Below are 25,591 nucleotides of genomic sequence, written 5' to 3' on the forward strand. Positions count from 1 at the left end.
TTTCTGGAAACAGACATCCATACCCCATACTACCAATGCAATAAGCAGGGAAGCATATAAAACAACTACTGCACTGTTAGCAAGTTCAGAATACGTAGGCCACGATACTTTATGAACAAGTTCGTCGTAAGATTCTTTGATATAAGTTATTACCTTTTTCATTTCAATAATATTAGCACGGGAGGAGAGGCTCGAACTCCCGACACCCGGTTTTGGAGACCGGTGCTCTACCAACTGAGCTACTCCCGTGTGTACATAATCAGTTCCCGATCGAAATCGAGAACTGATTAATTATAGTATATTAGTCAAGAATTTCAGTAATCTGACCAGCGCCTACTGTACGTCCACCTTCGCGGATAGCAAAACGAAGACCTGGATTCAATGCTACAGGATAGATCAACTCTACTGTGATAGTTACGTTATCACCCGGCATTACCATTTCAGTTCCTTCCGGCAAAGTAATTTCACCTGTACAGTCCATAGTACGCAGATAGAACTGAGGACGATATTTATTATGGAATGGAGTATGACGACCACCTTCTTCTTTCTTCAAGATATAAACCTCAGCTTTAAATTTAGAGTGCGGTTTGATCTGACCCGGTTTACAAAGAACCATACCACGTTTGATTTCGTTCTTGTCAATACCACGAAGCAACAGACCTACGTTGTCACCTGCTTCACCTTGATCCAACAGTTTACGGAACATTTCAACACCAGTTACAACTGATTTCTTATCTTCACCTAAACCAAGGATTTCTACTTCATCACCTACGTGAATAACACCAGTTTCAATACGACCTGTTGCTACAGTACCACGTCCGGTAATTGAGAACACGTCCTCAACCGGCATCAAGAAAGGTTTATCAACGTCACGCGGAGGAAGTGGAATCCATGTATCAACTGCATCCATCAATTCCATAACTTTGTCTTCCCATTTTTCAACACCGTTCAATGCGCCAAGAGCAGAACCCTGAATGATAGGAGTATTGTCACCATCGAAATCATAGAATGAAAGAAGTTCTCTCATTTCCATTTCAACGAGCTCCAACATTTCAGCATCATCAACCATATCACACTTGTTCAAGAATACAACCAAACGAGGTACATTTACCTGACGAGCCAACAAGATATGTTCGCGAGTCTGAGGCATCGGGCCATCAGTTGCAGCACAAACAATGATAGCACCATCCATCTGAGCAGCACCAGTTACCATGTTCTTTACGTAGTCAGCGTGTCCCGGACAGTCAACGTGTGCGTAGTGACGGTTAGCTGTTTCATACTCAACGTGTGAAGTATTAATAGTAATACCTCTTTCTTTTTCTTCAGGAGCGTTATCGATAGAATCGAAAGAACGCAATTCAGAAAGACCTTTTTTTGCCAACACAGTAGTGATAGCAGCTGTCAACGTTGTCTTACCGTGGTCTACGTGACCGATTGTACCAATGTTTACGTGGGGTTTGGTACGTTCAAATTTCTCTTTAGCCATAGCTTTACTTGTTATTTATTTGATTAATAATCAGCTTTCATCTTTTATGAGCTGTTACCGGGACTTGAACCCGGGACCTCTTCCTTACCAAGGAAGTGCTCTACCACTGAGCTATAACAGCAAGAAAATCGAGAGCGGAAGACGGGACTCAAACCCGCGACCCTCAGCTTGGAAGGCTAATGCTCTATCAACTGAGCTACTTCCGCATTCTTGCCAAAGTTGTCACTCTGTTTGTGGGCAAAGATGGATTCGAACCACCGAAGGCGTAAGCCAGCAGATTTACAGTCTGCCCCATTTGGCCACTCTGGTATTTGCCCTTTTAAAATTAGAAACAAACATGAAGAAATTAAGACTTAAAAGCGAACAATATATTAAAGACTGGTGTTCTCCTTTGTGACTATTTTCTTCTTCATTTTTAATTCATCATTATCTCGCCAAGCGAATTGGATCAACTTTCATCAATCCTTGAGCCTCTTGTCGGATTCGAACCAACGACCCCGAGATTACAAATCACGTGCTCTGGCCAACTGAGCTAAAGAGGCGTTCTAGCTAAAAAATGCAACCGTCACGTTCTAATGCGAGCGAAACGGCTGCAAATTTAGTTATTTATTTCTTTCCCGCAAAACATTTGCAGTTTTTTTATTTACTACGTTGTTTTTCCTTGTATTTCACCAGTTGTTTTTCAAGTGCTTCCACGTTTAAGTCTATTGCTTCCTCAAATGTATCACACACTTTACTAGCATAAAATTCCCCGTTAGGGATTAATATTTTAATGCCTGCTTCTTTATTAGAAGCAGTTTCTGGCTTAATTACCTTTAATGACACCTCTACTTTCTTTATATCTTCGTAATATTTCTCCAACTTAGACACTTTTTTTTGAATAAATGCCTGCAATTGCTCTGACGCATCAAAGTGAATTGATTGAATTCTAATATCCATACTTACCTCCTTTTTTTAAGCCCTTGGATGGGCCTGTTTATACACTTTTTTAAGTTCTTCAAACGTGGCGTGCGTATAAATCTCGGTAGTCGCAAGACTCTCGTGACCCAAAAGTTCTTTTACCGCACCCAACTCCGCATCATTATTCAGCATAGTTGTGGCAAAAGTATGCCTCAACACGTGAGGACTCTTTTTTTTCAGCGTCACCACCTTTGACAGGTTCCGTTTCACTAAATTATAGACTAAATTCTTATAAAGCCTTTCACCAGTTTCTCTAACGAAAAAAGCTTCTGACTTTTTTTGAATTGTTTCGTTTCTTACATTAATATATTCCAGCATCAAATCTCGCAGTTCGTCACCGAACGGTATCAACCGCTGCTTATCTCTTTTCCCTGTCACCTTCAGAAGAGAAGCCGAAAAATCCACATCTTTATCATCTAGCCCTATCAACTCCGAGAGCCTCATACCTGTGGCATAAAACATTTCGATAATTAAATGGTCTCGACACCCTATAAACCCTTCGCCAAAATCAATCTCATCCAACAACTTATTCATTTCGCTCTCTTTAAGGAAAACTGGTAGTGGTTTCTTATTTTTAGGGCCCGTTATTTTACGCAACGGATCCACAGTCACTTCCCCTTGCCTCAAAAGATACTTATAAAACGACCGGAGCGAACTTAGCTTACGGTTTACAGAAGTAGAAGTATACCCCTGATCCATTAATGAAACAATCCATTCACGAATCAGTTCACTTTCCACCACCAGCGGATCAAATTTTCCGTACTCTTCCTGAGCAAACTCCTGTAGTTGCTTTATATCCTCACCATACGCAAGTATGGTTTTATCGGAATAATTCCGTTCATACCGGAGATAATCAAGAAAAGATTCTATCAACATAATATCGCTACATCTAAAATTGTGCAACGAATGTATGAAAAGAATTCAATAATTCAAAGGAATTTACGAATTATTAATCTTCTACTTGCTGAAGTTGTTGTACATAAACTGCACGTTCTTTTTTAAGTCTTTTAGTTACAGACGGTTTATCAAACTGCTGTCTGCTTCTCAACTCTTTTACAATGCCAGTTTTCTCAAATTTTCTTTTAAACTTCTTCAGCGCTTTTTCAATGTTTTCGCCTTCTTTTACAGGTACTACAATCATTTTGTTTTTATTAAATATATTATGGTTAAAAATTTCTGCAGTCAAATTGCGTCGCAAAATTACACATAGTTTCTTTATTCACAAAACTTTCGGCAAATATTTCTCAAAAACTATTCATAAACAGGCCATTAACCATGGAAAGTTATTACCTTTGAGATCACTTATGTATCTAATAATTTAATAATGTATGAAAGAGAATATAAAAGAACGGATACAAGCATTACGGATGATGTTCAAGCCTAACCATATAAAGGCTTTCATTATTCCAAGTACCGATCCTCATCTAAGTGAATATGTAGCGCCGCATTGGAAATCACGTGAATGGATTTCCGGCTTCACAGGTTCAGCAGGAACAGTTGTTGTTTTGGAAGACAAAGCCGGCTTATGGACTGATTCCCGATATTTCCTTCAAGCAGCTGAAGAATTGGAGGGTAGCGAGATTACACTATTTAAAGAAATGCTGCCCGACACACCCAGCATCACCGATTTTCTATGTGACAATTTAAAGCCTGGGGAGTCAATTGGTATCGATGGAAGAATGTTTTCCGTACTCCAAATAGAACAGATAAAGAAAGAACTTGCTATTCATAATATCCATGTGGATTTATCCGGTGATCTCATGGATCATATCTGGAAAAATCGTCCCGCTATGCCTAAAGCACCAGCTTTCATCTATGAACTCCAATATGCGGGAAAAAGTTGCAGTGAAAAAGTGGAAATTCTTCGTAATGAGCTAAAAAAGCAAGGAATCAATGCTCTATTTCTATCAGCTCTCGATGAAATAGCATGGACTCTCAATTTAAGAGGTAATGATGTTCATTGCAATCCGGTTGTCATAAGCTACTTGCTGATTACTCAAGACGAAGTTGTCTTTTTCATTTCACCAGAGAAAGTTACTAAAGAAGTCGAAAAGTATTTAAAGGAGGAACATATCAATCTCCGAGATTACAGTGATGTTGGAACTTTCCTCAACTCGTATACTGGGAAAAATCTACTTATCGATCCCCAAAAAACAAATTATGCTATTTATTCAACCATTCCTCCTCAATGTTCGATCATCCGGAGAGAATCACCGGTTACTCTGTTGAAAGCAATCCGCAATGAGCAGGAAATTAGTGGTATACACGCTGCTATGCAAAGAGATGGAGTAGCATTAGTAAGATTTTTGAAATGGTTGGAAGAAGCTGTTCCCTCAGGAAAAGAGACTGAATTAAGCATTGATAAAAAGCTACATGATTTTCGGGCAGTCCAACCACTTTACATGGGAGAGAGTTTTGATACTATTGCTGGATATAAGGAACATGCAGCCATTGTGCACTATTCTGCTACCCCAGAAAGTAATGCAACTCTCTTGCCTAAAGGCTTTCTACTTCTAGATTCAGGTGCTCAATACTTAGATGGAACTACCGACATCACCCGTACAATTGCACTAGGAGAACTTACAGAAGAAGAAAAAACAGACTATACCCTAATATTAAAAGGACATATAGCACTGGCCATGGCCAAATTTCCAAATGGTACCCGAGGTGCACAACTCGATGTATTAGCCCGTATGCCAATCTGGAAGCATGGGATGAACTTCCTTCATGGTACAGGACATGGCGTCGGACATTTTCTAAGTGTACATGAAGGCCCCCAAAGTATCCGTATGAATGAAAACCCTGTTATGTTACAACCCGGTATGGTTACCTCTAATGAACCCGGTGTATATAAATCAGGTAGTCATGGAATACGTACAGAAAACCTGATATTGGTTTGCAAAGATAAAGAAGGCATGTTTGGAGAATATTTCAGATTCGAAACAATCACCTTATGTCCTATCTGCAAGAAAGGTATTATCAAAGAGATACTAACAGCAGAAGAAATTAGGTGGTTTAATGATTATCATCAAACCGTTTATGAAAAACTTTCTCCACATCTCAACGAAGAAGAGAAAAAGTGGCTACAAAAAGCGACCTCTTCCATTTAAAATAAATCTTGCTCTACTCCAGATGTCGGATTATACAAGACACAGATCTCAAATATCACGACATCCAGAGGAAGAACAAAATATTATAGTATATTAAATTAGAAACATTATTATAACCAAAGATTTATGGCTTTAATCAAATCAGTACGAGGATTTACTCCCGAAATCGGAGAAAACTGTTTTTTAGCAGACAATGCAACCATCATAGGAGATGTTAAGATAGGAAATGACTGCAGCATTTGGTTTTGTACCGTCTTACGTGGGGATGTCAATTCCATACGAATTGGCAACGGAGTAAATATCCAAGACGGAAGTGTTCTACATACTTTATATGAGAAATCGACTCTTGAAATCGGTGATCATGTCTCTGTAGGACACAATGTTACCATTCATGGAGCAACTATCAAAGACTATGCTTTGATTGGAATGGGATCAACAATATTAGATCATGCTATAGTAGGGGAAGGAGCAATTGTTGCTGCCGGTTCTCTGGTATTAAGCAATACGGTAATTGAACCTGGTAGTATCTGGGGAGGAGTGCCGGCTAAATTTATCAAAAAAGTAGATCCGGAACAGGCAAAAGAATTAAATCAAAAGATTGCTCATAACTATTTAATGTACTCACAATGGTATAAATAACAAGATATTGCTTTAGAAAAAGATCAAAGACTTTAATAGTACACCTTTTAGACGTAATTATTAGCGTCTAAAAGATTATAGATTGAAAGGTACTCGATTTCTGCAGTACCCTTCAATTTATATTTAGAAGTTAATCATATGCATTATCTTCTCTGCAGCTCCGGAATTACTTGTCACATAATACCCTGCATTATCACCCGTTTCACGTAAGAAAACTTCATCCGATTGAAAACGCTCTAAAAGTTTTTTCAAATCTTCATAATCTTTAATAGAATATGCGCCTTTCGCTTCGAGTAACTGAATTGCTTCCATAAACTTCTGATACTTTGGACCAAAAATAACCGGAATGCCATAAACAGCAGCTTCCAATGTATTATGAATGCCAACTCCAAAACCACCTCCAATGTAAGCGATTTCACCATACCTGTAAATAGAAGAAAGCAATCCGAAACAGTCGATAATTAAACAATCCGCTTTCAATACATTCCTCTCATCAGCACGAGTATAACGTACAGACGGACGTTTCAATTTGCTAATTATCTCAACCAGGTGGTTCTCTTCAATGACATGGGGAGCAATAATCAATTTCATTTCCGGATGAGAATTGAAATATTCAAGGAATATATCTTCATCCGGTCCCCACGAACTTCCGGCAACAAAAGTAAAAGAGTTATTTCCTTTAAACTTCTCAACCAATGGAAGATCCTTGGCTTCCTGGCGAATTTGTAACACCCGGTCAAAACGAGTATCCCCCACCACAGTTACACGCCCAATACCAATTCTAGATAAATAACGTTTGGAAGCCTCATTCTGTACAAACAAGTGATCGAAGTCCTTCAAGACATTCCGATAAGTTCCTCCATACCATTTAAAGAAGATTTGATCGCGACGAAAAATAGAAGAGACACTATATACCGGGATACGGCGTTTATGCAGTTCATCCAGATAATTCTTCCAAAATTCATATTTTATAAGAAAGCCATACAAGGATTCGCAATATCCAGGAATTTCTTCACATTTCGTGGTTTATCAAAAGGCAGGTAACAAACGATATCCGCCCCTCTATAATGCTTACGAACTTCATAACCAGACGGAGAAAAGAATGTCAGCAAAATCTTATAATCCGGATACTTTGCCCGGATCATTTCGATTAATGGACGTCCCTGCTCAAATTCCCCCAATGAAGCAGCATGAAACCAAATATATCGTTCCCCTTTTTCCACTTGCTGACGCAGAAGTTCATATACCACCCAATGCCCCTTCATCATTTTCCGGGGCTTACGGCTAAACGGTGCAGCTAAATGGACCAGAAAGTCATAAATGACTATTGCCAGGTTGTAAAGCATAGTGTTGTGTTTACTTCAATACCTCTACGGCACGTTTCATACGAGCCAATGTTTCTTCTTTACCCAATACCCAGGAAATATCGAACATGTGCGGACCTTTTCCTTCGCCAACCAATGTCAAACGGAAAGCGTTCATGATATTACCTGTGTGATATTCTTTTTCCGCAATCCAGTCCATAACAACTTTTCCTGGCCTTCAATACTAAAATCCTCAATTCCGGCAATCACTTCTGCCAATTCGGTCATACACTTAGCTGAGTCTTCTTTCCAGCGCTTCTTTACCGTTTTCTCATCATATTCAGTAGGTGCAACAAAAAAGAAGCTGCAAACATCCCATAATTCTTTAATGAAACTTACCCGATCTTTCATCATACCGACAACCGTAACCACCTTTTCGAAAGGAGCTTCCACACCATGTTCCTTCAATACAGGCAAGAACAATTCAGCAATCTCCTCATCCGGCTTCTGTTGAATATATTGATGATTAAACCAAATTCCTTTCTTATAATCAAATTTAGCTCCCGATTTACTGCAACGGTGAAGATCAAACAACTGAATCAACTCATCCATCGACATCACTTCCTGATCATTTCCCGGATTCCATCCCAACAAGGCAAGGAAATTAATTACCGCTTCAGGCAAATAGCCGGATTCGCGATAACCAGAAGAGATTTCTCCAGACTTCGGATCATGCCATTCCAACGGAAATACCGGAAAGCCTAAACGGTCGCCATCACGCTTACTCAATTTTCCATTTCCTTCCGGTTTGAGAAGCAAAGGCAAGTGAGCAAACTGCGGCATAGTATCTTCCCAACCAAAAGCACGATATAACAAAACATGCAACGGAGCTGAAGGCAACCATTCTTCACCACGAATTACATGAGATACTTGCATCAAATGGTCATCCACGATATTTGCCAAATGATAAGTAGGCAATTCATCTGCAGACTTATAGAGAACTTTATCATCCAAAATAGATGAATTGATAATTACTTCACCACGAATTAAATCATTCACATGTACATCTTCATTCGGTTCTATCTTGAAACGAACCACGTATTGCTTGCCTTCCGCAATCAAAGCATCCACTTCCTCTTTTGTCAAAGTCAATGAATTACGCATCATACTGCGAGTAGAAGCATCATATTGAAAGTTGGCAATCTCTTCACGTTTAGCATCCAATTCTTCAGGAGTATCAAAAGCAATGTATGCTTTATCACTATCTAACAAAATCTGCACATATTTCTTATAGATCTCGCGACGTTCAGACTGACGGTACGGACCGTATTCGCCTCCGAAGCTTACCCCTTCGTCAAAGTGAATACCCAACCACTTAAAAGATTCAAGTATATACTCCTCTGCACCCGGAACAAAACGGTTAGAATCAGTATCTTCAATACGAAAAATCAAATCTCCGTCGTGCTGACGTGCAAATAAATAATTATATAAAGCTGTACGCACACCACCGATGTGCAACGCTCCTGTTGGACTTGGAGCAAAACGAACTCTTACTTTTCTTTCTGCCATAATTTGGGTTAGTATAGGTAAATCACGGCAAAATTAAATCTTTTTTTCCACACTATTGTTTTTTTTTGTACTTTTCGCCAAAATTTAAACGGTTATGGAACATCTAAAGAAGAAAAAAAGCTTCTCTTGGAGAGATTTACTCTATAAAGCCCTGTTATTTGTAGGGACTGTAGCATTAATTGTCTATTTCCTGCCACGTGATGGAAAATTCAATTACCAGTTTGATATAAACAAGCCCTGGAAGTACGGACAATTAATTGCTACTTTCAATTTTCCTATATATAAAGAAGACGCGACCGTTAAACGGGAGCAGGATAGTCTGATGGCATCCTTCCAACCTTATTATGAATTCCAGAAATCAATAGAGAAGGATGCATTAAGCAAACTGAAAGAGAATTATCATGCCAATTTGAAGGGCATCCTTCCATCTACCGATTATCTACGATACATTGAACGAATGCTGAAAGATATCTATGAATCAGGAATTGTATCGACAGAAAATATGCAAGAGCTCCATAAGGATAGCATTACTTCCATTTTGGTTATCGATGATAAGCTTGCCAATCCACGAAGTACCGATCGTCTTTATACAGTAAAAAAAGCATATGAGCATTTATTAACAGAAGCAGATTCACTTCATTTAAATAAAGATATATTACGTCAATGTGCTTTGAATGAATATATCACCCCAAACCTTATCTTCGACCAGCAACGAACCGAAACAGCTCAAAAAGAAATACTTAGTAATTATCCATGGGCAAACGGGCTTGTGGTAAGCGGACAAAAAATCGTTGATCGTGGGGAAATGATTACGCCGGAGACATATAACATTCTCGAATCATTGCGTAAAGAATCAATCAAACGAAATGAATCAATCGGACAAAGCCGCCTCATACTTGGAGGACAAATTCTATTTGTCGGTATATTGATCATGTGCTTCATGCTTTACTTGGACCTATTCCGAAAGGACTATTATCAGCGTAAAGGAAGTCTGTCATTGCTCTTTACACTGATCGTCTTTTACAATATAGTTACCGCCTTTATGGTGACACATAATCTATCAAATGTGTACATAATCCCCTATGCGATGTTACCGATTATCATTCGCGTATTCCTAGATTCACGTACCGCTTTCGTAACACATACGGTCACCATACTACTCTGTTCCATATCACTCCGTTTTCCACATGAGTTTATCCTCACTCAGTTGGCAGCCGGATTAGTCGCCATATTCAGTCTTCGGGAACTCTCTCAGAGATCGCAACTTTTCCGAACGGCATTATTAGTAATACTGACCTATGCCGCCATCTATTTCTCTTTTGAGCTCATGACTGAAAACGGACTCTCCAATGATTTCTCAAAATTGAATGTCCGCATGTACACTCATTTTATAACGAATGGTATCCTCTTACTATTTGCATACCCATTATTGTTTATACTGGAAAAGACATTTGGGTTTACATCCAATGTTACGCTAATAGAACTCTCCAATATCAACAATGATCTCCTCCGACAGATGTCTGAAACTGTTCCCGGAACTTTCCAACATTCTATGCAGGTAGCCAATCTTGCCGCAGAAGCCGCTATACGAATCGGCGCAAAGAGTCAACTGGTACGTACAGGCGCATTATATCATGATATCGGTAAAATGGAAAGCCCGGCTTTCTTTACGGAGAATCAATCCGGTGGAGTCAATCCACATAAAAACTTGAGCCACGAACAAAGTTCACAAGTTGTGATTAGTCATGTCACAGATGGATTGAAATTGGCAGATAAGCATAATCTGCCTAAAGTAATCAAGGATTTTATCAGTACCCATCATGGACGTGGGAAAACGAAGTTTTTCTATATCTCCTGGAAAAACGAACATCCGGGTGAAGAACCGGATGAAGAACTATTTACTTATCCGGGACCGAATCCTTTTACAAAGGAACAAGCTATCCTGATGATGGCAGATGCTGTTGAAGCGGCTTCGCGCAGTTTGCCAGAATATACAGAAGAAAGTATCAGCAACCTGGTGGATAAGATTATAGATTCCCAGGTTGCTGAAGGTTATTTCAAAGAATGTCCGATTACTTTTAAAGATATCGCGATCATTAAATCGGTATTTAAAGAAAAGCTAAAGATTGCTTATCACACCCGGATCAGTTATCCTGAGTTAAAGAAGTAAGCAGACCCGCACAAGCATCTTCAAGGACATCGAGCACATACTCGAAGCCCTCAGCACCACCATAGTAAGGATCGGGCACATGATCCGCAGGAATTCGTGTGCAATATTCCGTCATACGGTGAATCTTCTTCCACTCTTCCGGAGAAGGAGCTTTATCTTTCAAATCATCGATATTACGATCATCCATACCGATAATCAAATCAAAATGATAAAAATCTTCTGTCCGTACCGGGCGGGAGCGATGTACTAACTGATATCCCCGACGAGCAGCATGAGCACGCATTCTACTGTCGGGAAGTTCTCCCTGGTGATAAGAAAGAATCCCTGCGGAATCGATCACAAATTCTTGTTCCAATCCCGCTTCCTTTATTAAATGAAGCATGACTCCTTCTGCCGTAGAACTACGACAGATATTCCCTAAACACACAAATAAGATCTTTACCATTTTATCCTTTCTTTATTAAAATGAATTTAATATACTATTTGCCCGGTTCACCGTTGTTGCTGCCGGAATCTCTGGCATATCACCCAAATTAAACGGGACCAGCATTTTTTCTATTTTTCTTAAACCGGCCTCATTCCCTTTTTCTTTAAATTCCTGACGAAGAATACGAATTTTCTCATGAGCTTGTATACCCTCAATCAAGCGTTCAAAACGAAGACAACTACGGGCTCCTGGATATACCAGATAAGTATCTCCACCTGCCCAACTACGGAAACGAGAATCTAACAATGGTTCCAACGGCCAACTGTTATATGCCCAACGCAAATACCCATCCAAATGTTTCTTTGAGGAATAGAAACTAATCCAAACAGCCTCAGCCGGATCAGAAAAAGTAAAGGTGTTAGGATGTGCTTCCGAACAACAAGTATAATACGTAGTACGTTTATTTTCTACCGCACGGCGAATCCGTACATCTTCAGGGAAATTCTGTCCGATAGCGATACAGTAGTCATACAAATCTTTTTCAATTTGTTCGTGATAGTTTCCTGCCAATGAGACTTTGAAACCCGGATCGGCTTTATGAATCACTTTCAATGTTTTCTGCATCACCTCCATCGGTCTCTCATCCATGGCAATGGTACAAATATCAAACCATCCCTTCTCTTTGAGATGTTTAGCAAATGAAGTAAGCATAGCCATCCACATTTCTTCATAAACCGGCTCTCCGGGGGCAGTTGTTACAAACTGCAAAGAATTTGTTGCCTGGTCGAAATACTGGAAAGACAATTTCCAAGGAACCATGGAGTAACAATTAATCTGTTTATTGATACCTACGCTCATCATAAATTCCACCCAACGGTCAAAAACTGTATAGTCAAAAGTCCACGTACCATCTGCACGCTTCAACCAAGTAACCATTGACTCAAAATAATCTTCTGTCTGACCATTCCAGGGTTTGTGCATTATTGAAGCAGTAATAATCTTTTGTCCGGCATCCGCTAACATCTTCATCAAAGGACGCATAGCATCTAGATGTGCCTGACTCCAAAGTGGAACTTGGTAATAACGAGCTACTGCAAATGGATTTTGCCACAAATCAAGATGATAAGCCCATTCCGAGGGTTGAGGAAGTTCACGTGAAGAAACTTTAATTTCCAGAGGAAGGCTAGCAATTAGCTTTTCTCCATCCTTAACCAATAAATTGCCCTTATACATACCCGGTGTAGCAGATTGGGGGATCCAGCATTGTACCCAGACAGATTGTGAAGTATAAGCAGGAAGTTTCATACTCTTCATATCCGGATCAATCATATCCGCTACCAACAAAGAATCAAAAAGAGAGTGGTCCGGTCTGTTTCCACAACCTCCCTTACCATTCAGATTCAATTGATCCGTCATTACATAACGCAAAAAAGCAGCTGTACAGGCATCTGCCGGAAGCACTGCTCCTTTCGAACTCTTAAAACCTGTGAGACTAAGATTCAAATTCTGAATATCCTCACCTGTCCATACTATTGCCTGTGCATTTACCCGTTCACCACGCCATCCCTGCAAAACAGACACCTTTTGCAACCCTTTCACAGGGACCATGTGTTTTGCATACCGATGGTCAATACTCCCCCATGACGCTTTGGGAGTAGAAACAGTTGCCCACTCTTCGGCAGAGGGAGCAGCCGGATCAGGTAACTCCTGATAAGTATTCAGAGGAAAAGGAGGCTGACCGGTAGGCGTTCCACATTGAGTCACTCCATTTTGGGCAAACAATAGACTGGTACTGAACAATCCCATCAGGCAAAGAATAGAAAATCGTGTCATAGTAAATAAATTTAAAGTGATTATATAATTTTACATAGGGTCCATATCATAATAAATAATCAGTGATTTATACCGTTCATCCTCTAGCATTTCCCGTTGGATACGTAACAACAGTTCCCGCGCACGCCCCATCGGAGCATTCTGTTCAATCTTGACCACTATCTTTTTAATAAACAAGGTCTGAATCCGGGCTACAGGAGGTTTATCCGGCCCCAGCACCCGATTACCAAATACAGTCCTTAATTTATCCGCCATTACAGTAGCCATCTGATCCAGCAAAGATTCATTATGGTTCTTCAAATATACATAGATCAGCCGATAATAGGGTGGATAATGAAACATCTGGCGTTCTGCCAATTGTCCGTTTACCATCTCTTCATAATTATTACCAATCACCTGATAAATAATAGGATGATCGATACTTTTTGTTTGTAACACGACCCTTCCCCGTTTGTTCTTACGCCCGGCACGTCCGGACACTTGTGCCATCAGTTGAAACGCTCGTTCGTAAGAACGAAAGTCCGGATAATTCAACATTGTGTCAGCATTTAAAATACCGACTACACTTACATGGTCAAAATCCAATCCTTTTGAAACCATTTGTGTTCCAATCAGTATATCTGTTTTCCCTTGTTCAAAGTCTGCAATAATTTTTTCATATGCCGAGCGGGTACGAGTTGTATCCAAGTCCATTCGTGCCACAGCCGCCTCCGGAAAAATAACTTTGATATCATCTTCTATCTTTTCCGTTCCAAACCCTCGATTCACTAATTCAGTCCCTTCACAGGCAGGACAGGCCTTAGGAAGCTGGTACGTATACCCGCAATAGTGGCAAGTAAGCTGATTAATTCCTTTATGATAGGTCAGACTCACATCACAGTTTTTACATTTCGGCACCCATCCACAAGTCCGGCACTCTACCATCGGAGCAAATCCACGCCTATTCTGGAAAAGGATTACTTGCTCTTTTTGCTCCATAGCTTCCTTCATATATTGTATCAGCAAGGGAGAAAACTGTCCGACCATCCTTTTTTTACGATGCAACTCTTTAATATCAACCGGAATGATTTCAGGCAACTGAATCTCTTTATATCGCTCTTTCAGTTGCACAAAGCCAAACTTTCCCAGCATTGCATTCTGCCATGTTTCAATAGAAGGAGTCGCTGTACCCAACAGTGTTTTAGCGCCATACATAGTCGCCAATACAATCGCTGCACTACGCGCATGATAACGAGGAGCAGGATCCTGCTGCTTATAGGTATTCTCATGTTCTTCATCCACAATTACCAGCCCAAGATTTCGGAAAGGCAGGAAAATAGAAGAACGAACTCCCAGAATAATATCGTACCCCTTCTCTCCCAGTTGTTTCTGCCATATCTCAACTCGTTCGGCATCCGGAAACTTAGAATGATAGATTCCTAAACGTGAACCGAACACCCGTTGTAAACGTTCCGTAATCTGAGTAGTTAATGCTATTTCAGGTAATAGATACAATACTTGTTTTCCCTGACGAATGGTTTCTTCTATCAGGTGAATATATATTTCAGTCTTTCCACTGGAAGTGACTCCATGCAGCAAACAGACATTCTTTTCTTGAAAACACAGTTTGATTTCATCATGCGCCCGTTGCTGAAACTCATTTAAAGGATTTAATTCACCAGCAATATTTACTTCCCTGTTCAACCGACCAATCTCATGATAATAAATTTCAAATATCTTTTTTTCGACCAGTCCATTTAGAATAGCAGGAGATACACCTGCCCGCTGTAAGAGTTCCTTCTTAGAAACTTCTTTTGGTTTTTCTCTTCCCAAAACACCGGAACACTCTACATATTTCATCAATAATGCCAACTGCTTCGGAGCACGTGAAAGGATATCAAAAAGAATGTGGAGACGTCTTTCATCTACTACGCCTGCTAAGCGTACTCTCGCTTCAGTTTTCGGCTTATATGTACGACGTAATTCTTCTTTCACAAAAATTGCTTCTTTATCAAGCAGAGATTTGACAACAGACAGAATATTCTTCAGTCCGCTTTCCTTCTCTAATTTTGTAACACATTGTTGCGGATCTACAGAAAGTAAATCCAATATCTTCTGTTCTCGCTCGGATAATGGTGCATCCGCTTCAAAATCAGGATTATACTCTACAATGGTCTCGCTTTCCAACTTTAAGCCGGATGGGAGTGCTGCCTTATAAACATCTCCCTGTGTACAGAGATAATAATCTGCTATCCATTCCCAGAATTTAAATTGAGTCGGTAGTAAAATAGGAGAAGCGTCCAGCAATGCAGATATTTCCTTTACCTCATATTCTGTCGGGGCAGAAAAATGTACATTACGGACAATTGCCGTATAATACTTCTTCCGTCCGAAGGGCACAATCACCCGACAGCCTATCTTCACTTCTTCCGCAAATTTATCCGGGAGCGCGTAAGTAAAGCATTTCGGAAGCGGAAGCGGTAATATTACATCTACATATTTATTCATTGTTGCGACAAAGATAGAAAAAAAAAGCTTCCGACTTTCGGAAGCTTCTAATTCATATCTTAATAAATATAATCAACTAGAAAAGGTAAGCAATGGAAACTTGCCAAGTCTTAGTTTTATAAGAAGCACTTTCTGCATCACTATCAATAAGTTTAGCAGAATCTCCCAACGGGATATTATAATTGAATCCAACCTGTAAATGGTTTACTAATTTCACACCAGCACCTAGATTGATACCAACCTCGGTTCTTTTCTTATCAGTTCTTATGCTATAGTTGTCAGCATCCCAAACTTGCTTATTCTTTTCAAAGTCAAAATAGAAATCAGGACCTGCGGCCAGATAAACTCCTAACAGACTTCCCAAACCAATGTTATATTTCAGATTAATAGGAATATCCAATCCGTTCTGTTTGATTTTCGTCCCTTCTACTTCTATACCTCGTTGTGAAAACAATAAAGCTCCGTCCAATCCTAAACCCACCACAGGAATTTTAAACTCGGCCATTGGACCGATAAAGAAACCGGTAAAGTTATCTTTCTTAAAGTCAGCCTTTGAAAAACTTGCTTTTGACAAGTTCAAACCACCCTTTACACCAAAATTTATTTGAGCTTGGGTAGGCATTGCCATACAGATACATATAGCAACCAACAATGCACTAAAAATCTTTTTCATAAATTTACGTGTTTATAATTTGATACAAAGATACACATCTTATAGTAAATTAAACACAAATTATCATTTTTTGTTCGTACAACCAACTTAAACCATACAATATTTATGTTTAACCTTTCCGACAAGTGGTATACGATAACTACATATTTTAGTAATATCTACTTTCCCAGACGTACATGTGGGACATCCCCAAATGTACGCCTGGGGGACAACTAATTTTAGGTAAATAAATCATTAAGAGCTTCGCTCATGCTAGGATGGGTAAATATAAAGTCACGCAAGAAAGTATAATCCTGCCCCGTCTTCATTGCAATGGCAACCTCATTAATTACTTCACTAGAGTCGGGAGCAAACAACGTAACACCCAATATCATACCACTTTCCTTATCAATAATAGCTTTTAGTAATCCATCTGTTTCTCCTAATGTTCTAGCTCTCGGTATCGCCATTACTGGTAACTTCTTAACGACAACATCCAGATTTTGTTTGCGTGCTTCATCCTCATTGATCCCGATACGTGACAATGGTGGGTCAATAAATACCGAGTAACTAACAGGATTACGATCTGTCATCTTCCGTCCTTTCTTACCAAACAAATCTTCACGCACAATCCGATAGTCATCCAAAGAGATATAAGTAAACTGCAATCCGCCTTTCACATCGCCCACAGCCCGTATATCAGGATTCGTAGTTTTCAAATATTCATCAACGATAATGGCTCCACGCGCATCTACTTCCACTCCTGCAACTTTTAAATTGAGTCCTTCGGTATTAGGACGACGTCCCGTAGCCAAAAGCACCGCATCAGCTTCAAGTTCAAACGTTTCATTCGTCAGAGAATCCTCAAAAGCAACTATGGCTTTCTGATCTACATACCTTACTGACTGTACTTTTGCATTTAGACAGAATGCAACGCCTTTCTTCTCTAATGTTTCCTGAACACTGGCAGCAATATCACGATCTTCACGTGAGATCAATTCCGAATACCCTTCGAGCACTGTCACTTGCGAACCAAATGAGGCAAACATCGAAGCAAATTCCAATCCGATATAACCACCGCCTACAATGACCAAATGACGAGGAAGAGTGGTAAGTTCCATGATTGAAGTACTGGTATGTACAAATGGATTATCAGTAATTCCTTCTATAGGAGGAATTACCGTTTCCGCCCCTGTATTGATGATAATCTGTTCGGCTTTCAATATAAATTCTTCTGTAGCTGTACGTACAGAAACCTCGTTCGGGGAAACCAAAGAACCCATCCCTGTATAAACTGTAACATTGGGATGATCAGCCAAATTATAAAAGTTTTTATTCCGAAGCAAACTTGTTACTTCTTCTTTTATAGAAATAGCCTGACGATAAAATTCACTCTTTTCTTCAAAAGTAAGTCCCTTCATGCCAGAAGCTATCTTTGCCTGATGTACTAATGTTTTGGTCGGGATACATCCAATATTGATACACGTACCTCCGTACATCTTCTCAGAACGTTCAACAACAGCTACCTTCTTACCACGTTTTGCGAACTCAGCGGCAAGCGTTTTTCCTCCTTTACCGAAGCCAATAATGATAACATCAAAATCTTTCATATCTATTTCTTTTTAAGAGTGATTCATATTAATGATGCAAAGTTCTCCCTTTTCGGGGAAACAATCAATGACCATTTCACCGAATGAATTGGCAATTATTCCCTGATGAATGAAAAGTAACAAAAAAAATCGCCGGAGTCGATATAAAATCAATTTCTCCAGCGAATCTTTTCCGATTGATTATGTTGCCACCTACTATTTATTCATGGTTCGGATGAATATCCAACTTCACCGGTTTAATCATATTTTCCGGTTTCAGAATGGTATCCAGATCTTTCTTAGAAAGTATATTATGTTCCAAAACGAGTTCGTAAACTCCTTTCCCTGTCTCCAAGGCTTCTTTTGCTATCTTTGTCGAATTCTTATATCCAATGATTGGGTTCAATGCCGTTACTACACCGATACTATTGTGTACATCACGCTTACAAGTTTCCTCATTTGCAGTGATACCATCAATACATAACGTCCGCAACGTATCGAAGCCATTCATCAACAAGTCAGCAGATTCGAAACAGCATTGTGCCATTACCGGTTCCATAGCATTGAGTTCCATTTGTGCAGCCTCACCGCTCATAGTCACACAAAGATCATTTCCAATCACCTTATAAGAAATCTGATTCATCACTTCAGGAATCACCGGATTCACTTTTCCAGGCATAATAGAAGATCCCGGTTGCATGGCAGGCAAATTAATTTCTCCCAATCCGCAACGGGGACCGGATGCCAGCAAACGCAGGTCATTGCATATTTTATTCATCTTGACTGCTACCCGCCTCATTGCTGAAGAATAACCGACCATACAAGAAGTATCCGAAGTAGCGCCTATGAGATCGGCAGCTAGTTTGATATCCAATCCGGTAATCTTACGCAAAGCAGCAATACACTTTTCGGCATACTCAGGTTCGGCAGTAATTCCGGTTCCGATTGCTGTGGCCCCCATATTGACCGTCAAAAAGTCCTGTGCTGCAAAGTCCAGATTCTTCACTTCATCTTCCAGAATACTCGCAAAACCATTAAATGTCTGTCCAAGAGTCATTGGAACAGCATCTTCTAACTGAGTACGTCCCATTTTTATAATATGAGCAAATGCTTTTCCTTTTTTCCGGAAAGATTCAATCAAGATTCCAAAATGTTTCAATAACTTAAGATGAGTATAATACAATCCAATGTGAATAGCGGTAGGGTAAGCATCGTTAGTCGATTGTGAACGGTTCACATGGTCGTTGGGAGAACAATACTGGTATTCACCACGTTGATGTCCCATCAATTCCAAAGCACGATTGGCTATTACTTCGTTAGCATTCATGTTCGTTGTTGTTCCCGCTCCGCCCTGAATCATATCGACAGGAAATTGTTCGTGATGTTTTCCTTCCAATATTTCTTTGCAAGCTTTCAAAATAGCATCCGTTTGTTCTTCCGTCAATAAATCTAATTCACGATTAGCAATGGCAGCCCCCATCTTGGTAATCGCTAAAGCCTGAATGAACAAAGGGTACTCATTCAAGTGAAATTTACTAATTCGGAAGTTCTCAATTCCCCGAAGTGTTTGTACTCCATACAATGCAGTTTCCGGCACCTCACGACTACCTATCAAGTCGCTTTCCATACGAGTTTTCTTTGATAATTTTTGTTCCATATCGGTTGTTTTATAGCTATAACTTTTTCGTTAGTTGATATAATAACCAATCAAAGATGTTATTGTTTTAATAAATATGCAAAAACCATTCAACAACTTTTTTGTTGTTAAACGTAAACGGATATAAAATAAAAAAAGAAATTAGTTATATTTGCTTTAAACTTAAAATAACAGTTTATGATATTACAATTAGCTTTTGTTCTGACAGCTATTATTATCGGTGCACGCCTGGGTGGTATCGGACTCGGTGTCATGGGAGGTGTAGGTCTGGGAATATTAACATTCGTTTTCGGTCTGCAGCCCACTGCCCCGCCTATAGACGTTATGCTAATGATTGCGGCTGTCATATCGGCTGCCTCTTGTATGCAAGCTGCCGGAGGACTCGATTACATGGTGAAACTTGCAGAACATCTGCTTCGCAAAAATCCGTCGCACGTGACGTTGCTCAGTCCGTTGGTGACATATATTTTCACCTTTGTAGCCGGTACCGGTCATGTCGCTTATTCCGTATTACCCGTAATTGCCGAAGTAGCGACAGAAACTAAAATACGGCCGGAACGCCCGCTCGGTATTGCTGTGATTGCTTCGCAACAAGCTATTACTGCAAGCCCTATTTCTGCTGCAACGGTTGCTTTGCTCGGTCTATTGGCGGGATTCGATATTACTCTGTTTGACATCTTAAAGATTACGATTCCTGCTACCATTGTCGGAGTATTGGTAGGTGCGCTGTTTTCCATGAGAGTGGGTAAAGAATTAGTAGATGATCCTGAATATCTGAAACGCTTAAAAGAAGGATTGTTTAATGATAAAAAGATTGAAATAAAGGATGTCAAGAACAAACGTTCTGCTATGTTATCCGTTCTTATCTTTATACTTGCAACTGTTTTCATTGTTTTTTTCGGTTCATTTGAGGGGATGCGTCCCAGTTTCCTCATTGATGGAGAAACCGTGACTTTAGGAATGTCTGCTATCATTGAAATTGTGATGTTGTCCGCTGCTGCGATTATTCTTATAGTGACCAAAACAGACGGGATCAAAGCAACTCAAGGTTCTGTATTTCCTGCTGGAATGCAAGCTGTTATCGCCATTTTCGGTATTGCATGGATGGGTGACACTTTCCTGCAAGGTAATATGGCACAACTTACTTTATCCATTGAAGGTATTGTACGTCAAATGCCTTGGTTATTCGGTATTGCATTATTCGTCATGTCAATCCTATTATATAGTCAAGCTGCTACAGTCCGTGCATTGATGCCACTAGGCATTGCACTCGGAATTTCTCCTTATATGCTGATAGCACTATTCCCCGCCGTAAATGGTTATTTCTTTATACCTAACTATCCGACTGTAGTAGCCGCCATCAATTTTGACCGGACAGGGACAACAAAAATCGGCAAATATGTGTTGAATCATTCTTTTATGATGCCCGGCCTGGTATCTACCATCGTAGCAATTGGTTTGGGACTACTTTTTATACAAGTATTTTAATAATATAATTAACCTAAACATCATTATTTAATTATGAAACAATTCCAGAAACTAGGTCTGATAGTAGTCACACTACTATTTTCCGTAACAATGGCATTTGCCCAAAAACCGAATATCCATATTCTTGCCACTGGAGGAACAATTGCCGGAACAGGAAGTTCGGCAACAGGAACCAATTACACTGCCGGGCAAGTAGCAATCAGTACATTGCTCGAAGCAGTTCCCGAGGTTAAGAACATTGCTAATGTAACCGGTGAGCAAATCGTGAAAATCGGTTCACAAGATATGAATGATGAAGTCTGGCTAACTTTAGCTAAAAAGATCAATGAGCTATTAAAAAGAGCGGACATCGATGGTATCGTTATCACTCACGGAACAGATACCATGGAAGAAACTGCTTACTTTCTGAACTTGACAGTCAAAAGTGACAAACCGGTAGTAATAGTAGGTGCCATGCGTCCTTCAACAGCACTTAGTGCCGACGGTCCGTTAAACCTTTATAATGCTGTAGTTACTGCGGCTGCTAAAGAATCCAAAGGAAAAGGCGTATTGGTTGCTATGAATGGTCTTATCTTGGGAGCAGAAAGTGTAGTAAAGATGAATACTGTAGATGTACAAACCTTCCAGGCTCCTAATTCCGGTGCACTGGGTTATGTCCTAAACGGAAAAGTTACTTATAACCAAATTACCCTCAAAAAACATACTATCCACTCTGTGTTTGATGTAACCCATCTGACTTCACTGCCTAAAGTCGGTATTGTATACAGTTATTCCAATATTGAAGCAGATATGGTAGCTCCTCTACTCAACAATAGATACAAAGGAATTATCCATGCAGGAGTAGGAAACGGTAATATCCATAAAAACATCTTCCCACTGCTGATAGATGCACGTAAAAAAGGTATTCTGGTAGTCCGTTCTTCTCGTGTACCGACCGGTCCTACTACTCTCGATGCTGAAGTAGATGATGCCCAATATCAGTTTGTGGCTTCTCTGGAATTGAATCCACAAAAATCACGCGTTTTGTTAATGCTTGCACTAACCAAAACCATGGATTGGAAACAAATTCAGGAATATTTTAACGAATACTAAAACCGAACCAACTTATGAAAAGACTAGTGTTTATGCTACTTCTTGCGGGTAGCATACAGGGAGTATACGCCCAAAATACCGAAAAAAAGGAGAAGTTCTCACCCAACACTCCGTTGTTTGAGGAACTGACAGATGTGAAAAAGAAAACAGATAAATTCAATCTTTTCCTTAATATGCAGGGTAGTTTCGATGCACATTTCAGAGATGGATTTCAAGAAGGGGACTTCAACATGCACCAGCTTCGTATAGAAGCAAAAGGAAACATCAATAACTGGCTTTCTTACCGCTATCGCCAACGGCTTAACCGTTCGAACGATGCTAACGGCATGATAGACAATCTGCCGACTTCTATTGACTGGGCTGGTATTAATATCAAATTAAACGACCAGTTCAGCCTTTTTGCAGGAAAGCAATGTACGGCATACGGAGGTTTCGAATTTGACTTGAATCCCATAGATGTCTATGAATACTGCGACATGATTGAGAATATGAGTAACTTTATGACAGGATTGAATGTCGGATATAATATTACTCCGGATCAGCAATTAAATCTTCAAGTTTTAAATAGCCGTAATAACAGTTTTGAAAAGACTTATGGTATCACAGAAGACTCAGAAGGTAAGCTTCCCGATTTAAAATCAGGGAAAATGCCGTTAGTCTATACATTAAACTGGAATGGTAATTTCAACAACGTATTCAAAACCCGTTGGTCAGCTTCTCTTTTGAATGAAGCTAGTAGTAAGAATCTCTATTATTATGCCATGGGTAATGAATTGAATCTTGGGAAATGGAACGCGTTTGTCGATTTCATGTATTCACAGGAAGCAATTGACCGTACCGGAATAATCACAAGTATTGTCGGCCGTCCAAACGGACATAATACATTTAATACTGATTATCTCTCTGTAGTAGCCAAATGCAATTACCGTTTCCTCCCCAAATGGAATGCTTTTGTAAAAGGAATGTATGAAACAGCTTCCGTCAGGAAAGCTGGCGAAGATATAGAAAAAGGAAATTATCGCACTTCTTGGGGATATCTCGCAGGGATTGAATTTTATCCAATGGAAACTAATCTCCATTTTTTCGTAACTTATGTAGGACGTTCATACAATTTCACCTCACGTGCCAAAGTATTGGGACAAGAGAACTACAGTACGAATCGGATATCCGTAGGCTTCATTTGGCAGATGCCTATATTCTAAGCCCATCTTCTCACATAAAAATGCCCGATAACTTTTAACCGTTATCGGGTATTTTTATATTTCATTGCTAATTTAGACTAATACTCCTCTTCGTTAAAGAAGAAATCTTCTTTGCTAGGATAATCCGGCCAAATATCTTCGATACTCTCATAGATTTCGCCCTCATCTTCCATTTCCTGGAGATTCTCAATAACTTCAAGAGGAGCACCCGAACGCATGGCATAATCGATCAACTCTTCTTTGGTTGCCGGCCAAGGCGCATCTTCTAGTTTTGATGCTAATTCCAATGTCCAATACATAATCTTGAGTATTAAAAGTGAATACTAACGTCTTGTTTTCTATTTTTCGGCAAAAGTATAATAAAATCTATCATTTACAACTATTATCCCAAAATATTTCATTATTTTGTTCATCAAAATTAATTTTTCGAGATAAAACGAATAAATAGTCTGATAATCTATTCACATAGGCCAGAAGTTCGGGAGAAATTGTACAAGTTTCGGACAAAACTAAGATACGACGTTCAGCTCTCCTACAAATTGTACGGCAAACATGACAAACGGCTGCACCACGAGCGCCTCCCGGAATAATAAATGCTCGAAGTTCGGGCAACTGTTCATCCAATTTATCAATTTCCTGTTCGATACATAACACGTTTTCCTGAGTAATGATGCTTGCACATTTCAGTTGTGTTTTTCCCTGGTCGGTAGCAAGGTACGAACCTATAGAAAATAATTTATGTTGTACTCCCAAAATAAAGTCACGGTCATTTTCATCCATCAAATAGGTATATAACCATCCCAGATGGGAATTTAATTCATCGATCGTTCCATAAGCTTCCAAACGAATATGAGTCTTCGGAACCCGAGTGCCACCAACAAGACCGGTAGTTCCCTTGTCACCGGTTTTTGTATATACAAGGCTCTTTTTCATAATCTTCTATTTTATCATTATATATTAAGGTAACGTATAAAGGTTCTCAGAAGTTGATCATATAATGCTGTTTTATTTTTGTTTTATCAAAAAAGAGCAGACCGACATCATACAAATCGAAAGTAATCCCCACTCGTTCATCATTTTGCAATTCGTGCCATAACGTTTTCATCTGCCTGGAGTAAGTTATTCCATAAACAACAAACAAACTTTGAGGAGTATTGCGTTGCACACAAACCTCAAAAACTTCTTTTACAAGATCCGGATTCCGGTAATCATTCAGATACAAGAAATCAACCGGTACGTCTGCATCCAGAAAAAGTTCCGACAAGTCGGATGCAAAAATATATTCGGCAGAAGGCTTTGCAGATTGCAGGTAAAGAGAACTCGCAGAGGGGCGCCCCACTTCTACAATGGTAGCAGGTTGTACTCTGTTTACCAACCGGAACAATAAGCGGTTAATCTTTCGTGTTCCTCTATACCATCCTTGCTCTTTCGACATCTTTTTCTGTTCTGACGCTAAAAAACAGTAAGCATAGTAAGGTCGCTTTTCATAGATCACATCTGTAATCAGACTAAAAGCAAAAGGGGAATGAACACCATAACCACAACGATAACGGAAACGGGAAAGCCAGATAAAAGGTCTTTTCAAGCAAAGTAGTAGATGATTCATAAAATAATCATTCATTTTTCATTCGTAATGCAAAGATACGTTTTTTAATCTCATAAAACCAATTCAGATAGAAAATGTTATTAGGGGAAAAACGGAACTGTAAAAACATTCAAGCAACCTCTGAGCTCTCCTTTGAAAGCGAATACCCGACTTACCCTAACATTGACATTAGCCGAAATCTTCTCGGAGGAAGAGACCGGAAATTTTACAATAGACAGTTGGCAGAAGGAGAGCGAAACAATCGACATACCCGGTTTGGATTAAATAAAGAGTATCCACTAATCGGTAAAGTAACAATTACCGAAGATGCGTTTGAGGAT

General features: G+C 39.6%; 20 protein-coding genes, 5 tRNA genes and 3 pseudogenes. 7 read left to right on the forward strand and 21 right to left on the reverse strand.

Features of this window, described 5'->3' with window-relative positions; genetic code table 11:
- From secE to rpsU, 10 genes are all read right to left on the reverse strand, one after another.
- The coding region (gene secE / locus EJF25_RS26695; RefSeq protein WP_125042862.1) for a preprotein translocase subunit SecE at positions 1–162 on the reverse strand (162 nt) is incomplete at its 3' end.
- A 14-nt stretch (positions 163–176) separates the two neighbouring features.
- Positions 177–249, reverse strand: a tRNA-Trp gene (locus tag EJF25_RS22455).
- A gap of 52 nt (positions 250–301) precedes the next feature.
- The gene (gene tuf, locus EJF25_RS22460; protein ID WP_025075470.1) at positions 302–1,486 is read right to left on the reverse strand and encodes an elongation factor Tu; all 1,185 of its coding nucleotides are present in this window, start codon (positions 1,484–1,486) and stop codon (positions 302–304) included.
- 49 nt (positions 1,487–1,535) lie between these two features.
- Positions 1,536–1,607, reverse strand: a tRNA-Thr gene (locus tag EJF25_RS22465).
- 12 nt (positions 1,608–1,619) lie between these two features.
- Positions 1,620–1,692 (reverse strand) — tRNA-Gly (locus EJF25_RS22470).
- A gap of 28 nt (positions 1,693–1,720) precedes the next feature.
- A tRNA-Tyr gene (locus tag EJF25_RS22475) sits at positions 1,721–1,803 on the reverse strand.
- Between the two features lie 151 nt (positions 1,804–1,954).
- Positions 1,955–2,028: transfer RNA gene (locus tag EJF25_RS22480), tRNA-Thr, on the reverse strand.
- Positions 2,029–2,125: 97 nt separating this feature from the next.
- Positions 2,126–2,425: a ribosome hibernation-promoting factor, HPF/YfiA family gene (gene hpf, locus EJF25_RS22485; RefSeq protein ID WP_077152982.1), complete on the reverse strand. Its 300-nt coding sequence runs from the start codon at positions 2,423–2,425 to the stop codon at positions 2,126–2,128.
- Between the two features lie 15 nt (positions 2,426–2,440).
- Positions 2,441–3,322, reverse strand: a complete 882-nt coding sequence (xerC, locus tag EJF25_RS22490) for a tyrosine recombinase XerC (protein WP_125042864.1) — start codon at positions 3,320–3,322, stop codon at positions 2,441–2,443.
- 73 nt (positions 3,323–3,395) lie between these two features.
- A complete protein-coding gene (gene rpsU, locus EJF25_RS22495) occupies positions 3,396–3,587 on the reverse strand; it encodes a 30S ribosomal protein S21 (RefSeq protein WP_002558090.1) in 192 nt (63 codons plus the stop codon).
- Positions 3,588–3,774: 187 nt separating this feature from the next.
- Here rpsU and EJF25_RS22505 point away from each other — a divergent pair, with 187 nt between their 5' ends.
- Positions 3,775–5,556, forward strand: a complete 1,782-nt coding sequence (locus EJF25_RS22505; protein ID WP_125042868.1) for an aminopeptidase P family protein — start codon at positions 3,775–3,777, stop codon at positions 5,554–5,556.
- A 126-nt stretch (positions 5,557–5,682) separates the two neighbouring features.
- On the forward strand, positions 5,683–6,195 hold the full coding sequence (locus EJF25_RS22510) for a gamma carbonic anhydrase family protein (RefSeq protein ID WP_025075474.1): 513 nt from the start codon (positions 5,683–5,685) through the stop codon (positions 6,193–6,195).
- A gap of 123 nt (positions 6,196–6,318) precedes the next feature.
- On the opposite strand, the pseudogene EJF25_RS22515 reads toward EJF25_RS22510, so the two are convergent.
- Positions 6,319–7,541, reverse strand: a pseudogene (locus EJF25_RS22515) (3-deoxy-D-manno-octulosonic acid transferase).
- Positions 7,542–7,551: 10 nt separating this feature from the next.
- Positions 7,552–9,068: pseudogene (gene gltX, locus EJF25_RS22520) on the reverse strand (glutamate--tRNA ligase).
- A 94-nt stretch (positions 9,069–9,162) separates the two neighbouring features.
- Between gltX and EJF25_RS22525 the strand changes: the two are divergent.
- Positions 9,163–11,238, forward strand: coding sequence for an HD family phosphohydrolase (locus EJF25_RS22525; protein ID WP_125042870.1), 2,076 nt, complete (start codon positions 9,163–9,165; stop codon positions 11,236–11,238).
- Here the strand turns inward: EJF25_RS22525 and EJF25_RS22530 are convergent.
- From EJF25_RS22530 to EJF25_RS22555, 6 genes are all read right to left on the reverse strand, one after another.
- Positions 11,213–11,683 (reverse strand): low molecular weight protein-tyrosine-phosphatase, encoded by a 471-nt coding sequence (locus tag EJF25_RS22530; protein WP_125042872.1) that lies wholly within the window; start codon positions 11,681–11,683, stop codon positions 11,213–11,215. The two genes, EJF25_RS22525 and EJF25_RS22530, sit on opposite strands and share 26 nt — an antisense overlap.
- Before the next feature lie 15 nt (positions 11,684–11,698).
- Positions 11,699–13,498: a DUF4091 domain-containing protein gene (locus EJF25_RS22535; RefSeq protein ID WP_125042874.1), complete on the reverse strand. Its 1,800-nt coding sequence runs from the start codon at positions 13,496–13,498 to the stop codon at positions 11,699–11,701.
- Between the two features lie 30 nt (positions 13,499–13,528).
- On the reverse strand, positions 13,529–15,985 hold the full coding sequence (gene priA / locus EJF25_RS22540; RefSeq protein WP_125042877.1) for a replication restart helicase PriA: 2,457 nt from the start codon (positions 15,983–15,985) through the stop codon (positions 13,529–13,531).
- A 76-nt stretch (positions 15,986–16,061) separates the two neighbouring features.
- Positions 16,062–16,658 (reverse strand): porin family protein, encoded by a 597-nt coding sequence (locus tag EJF25_RS22545; protein ID WP_125042879.1) that lies wholly within the window; start codon positions 16,656–16,658, stop codon positions 16,062–16,064.
- Between the two features lie 218 nt (positions 16,659–16,876).
- Complete coding sequence (locus EJF25_RS22550) at positions 16,877–18,247, reverse strand: FAD-dependent oxidoreductase (protein WP_125042881.1); 1,371 nt, start codon at positions 18,245–18,247, stop codon at positions 16,877–16,879.
- A 199-nt stretch (positions 18,248–18,446) separates the two neighbouring features.
- Entirely contained in the window at positions 18,447–19,883 is a 1,437-nt protein-coding gene (locus EJF25_RS22555; protein WP_125042883.1) for an aspartate ammonia-lyase, read from the reverse strand.
- A gap of 177 nt (positions 19,884–20,060) precedes the next feature.
- Between EJF25_RS22555 and EJF25_RS22560 the strand changes: the two genes are divergently transcribed.
- Genes EJF25_RS22560 through EJF25_RS22570 form a run of 3 tightly spaced genes read left to right on the forward strand, consistent with a single transcriptional unit; the run spans position 20,061 to position 23,665 of the window.
- On the forward strand, positions 20,061–21,371 hold the full coding sequence (locus EJF25_RS22560) for an anaerobic C4-dicarboxylate transporter family protein (RefSeq protein ID WP_125042885.1): 1,311 nt from the start codon (positions 20,061–20,063) through the stop codon (positions 21,369–21,371).
- Positions 21,372–21,404: 33 nt separating this feature from the next.
- Positions 21,405–22,463: an L-asparaginase 2 gene (gene ansB / locus EJF25_RS22565; protein WP_125042887.1), complete on the forward strand. Its 1,059-nt coding sequence runs from the start codon at positions 21,405–21,407 to the stop codon at positions 22,461–22,463.
- 14 nt (positions 22,464–22,477) lie between these two features.
- Positions 22,478–23,665 carry a porin gene (locus EJF25_RS22570; protein ID WP_125042889.1) on the forward strand — a complete coding sequence of 396 codons (1,188 nt, stop codon included), beginning with the start codon at positions 22,478–22,480 and terminating at the stop codon, positions 23,663–23,665.
- 77 nt (positions 23,666–23,742) lie between these two features.
- On the opposite strand, the gene EJF25_RS22575 is transcribed toward EJF25_RS22570, so the two are convergent.
- The 3 genes from EJF25_RS22575 to EJF25_RS22585 all read right to left on the reverse strand — a co-directional run bounded on the left by EJF25_RS22575 (position 23,743) and on the right by EJF25_RS22585 (position 25,286).
- Positions 23,743–23,964 carry a DUF2795 domain-containing protein gene (locus EJF25_RS22575; protein ID WP_025073674.1) on the reverse strand — a complete coding sequence of 74 codons (222 nt, stop codon included), beginning with the start codon at positions 23,962–23,964 and terminating at the stop codon, positions 23,743–23,745.
- A 70-nt stretch (positions 23,965–24,034) separates the two neighbouring features.
- Positions 24,035–24,598, reverse strand: coding sequence for a cob(I)yrinic acid a,c-diamide adenosyltransferase (locus EJF25_RS22580; protein ID WP_125042891.1), 564 nt, complete (start codon positions 24,596–24,598; stop codon positions 24,035–24,037).
- A gap of 46 nt (positions 24,599–24,644) precedes the next feature.
- The gene (locus EJF25_RS22585; RefSeq protein WP_125042893.1) at positions 24,645–25,286 is read right to left on the reverse strand and encodes a hypothetical protein; all 642 of its coding nucleotides are present in this window, start codon (positions 25,284–25,286) and stop codon (positions 24,645–24,647) included.
- 72 nt (positions 25,287–25,358) lie between these two features.
- Between EJF25_RS22585 and EJF25_RS26785 the strand changes: the two are divergent.
- Positions 25,359–25,535, forward strand: a pseudogene (locus EJF25_RS26785) (FimB/Mfa2 family fimbrial subunit); the annotation flags it as partial.
- Between the last annotated feature and the right edge of the window lie 56 nt (positions 25,536–25,591).

Origin of the sequence: Bacteroides faecalis, assembly GCF_003865075.1 — a bacterium.
Lineage (GTDB): Bacteria > Bacteroidota > Bacteroidia > Bacteroidales > Bacteroidaceae > Bacteroides > Bacteroides faecalis.